This window comes from Streptomyces sp. NPDC051172 (assembly GCF_040682555.1).
GTDB lineage: Bacteria > Actinomycetota > Actinomycetes > Streptomycetales > Streptomycetaceae > Streptomyces.
Genome location: NZ_JBFBBE010000470.1, coordinates 1 through 1,062 on the forward strand (window position 1 = coordinate 1; position 1,062 = coordinate 1,062).

The window sequence follows — 1,062 nt, forward strand, 5'->3', positions numbered from 1 at the left end:
ATCGAGCGGCGGCCGCAGAACTCGAGGAACGGCAGGCGGGGCAGGCGCGGGCCGAGCCACAGCACCACGAGGATCCCCGGCAGCGCGGCGAACACGGACCAGGGCTGGCGCTCCGCCACCACGAGCGCGCCGGTGCGCGTGGCCGTCACGGTGAGCACCATGAGGATCACCGCGATCACGCCCAGGGCGGCCGGCGCCGTGCGGATCCGGGGGAGCAGGCGCGCGGAGGCGGCACCGAGGAAGAAGTACACGCCCCAGTACAGGGGACGCACCCAGTCGCGGGGGCCGCTGACGAACTCGAGGAGCAGCACGAAGAGGACGGCCGCGACCACCAGCGCCGGGACGCGACGGATCACCGGGCCGATGGGGTAGCAGAGCATGAGCACCCACAGGAACCACAGGTGCCACGCGCCGCCGCGCCAGAACTCGCCGGACAGCAGGGACCCGGGCCTGCCCGTGGCCAGCGCCAGCACGACCATCCAGACGAGGAACGGCCACAGGATCCGCTCCGCCTTGCCGCGGTAGTACGTGCCCAGCGGCTTGGACACGGAGCGGGGCAGAAGGACGCCGGACAAGAACACGAGCATCGGCATCCGCCACGACTGGAACACCTGCACCACGTTCGCGAACGCCACAGAGCTGAAGGTCGCGTCGAGGCCCTGCGGCATCGTGTAGGTGTGGGTGAACATCACCAGCAGCACGGCGAATCCGCGCATCGAGTCCATCCAGGTCATCCGGCTGGGGGTGGACCCGTGGGACACGGGCGGGGTCGGCGTGGTGGACATGACGGCTCCGGGGTGGCGTGGCGGGGGACGGAGGCTCCGTCGCCACATCGCGCGGAACGCCCAGAAGACCATAGTGGGCCGGCCGATTCCCGCCCACTTTCGAACGTGAAATGGGGGTCATGGGGACTTTCGAACGCGAGATAGGCCCCACATCACGTTCGAAAGTGCGGGTGGGGTGGGGCGGGGCGGCGCGGTGGGGGATGGCGTCGACGGCGGCGCCCGCGGTCGCGTCCGGAGCCCCGCCTAGACTGGATCCGCCATGGCTGACCTCTTCTCC

The 1,062-nt window shown here is 70.8% G+C and carries 1 protein-coding gene; it reads right to left on the reverse strand.

Annotated features, from left to right (window positions below):
- Positions 1-785, reverse strand: a 785-nt coding sequence (locus tag AB0N07_RS52010; RefSeq protein WP_365848120.1) for an acyltransferase, incomplete at its 3' end; no start/stop codon positions are given.
- Positions 786-1,062: the final 277 nt, after the last annotated feature.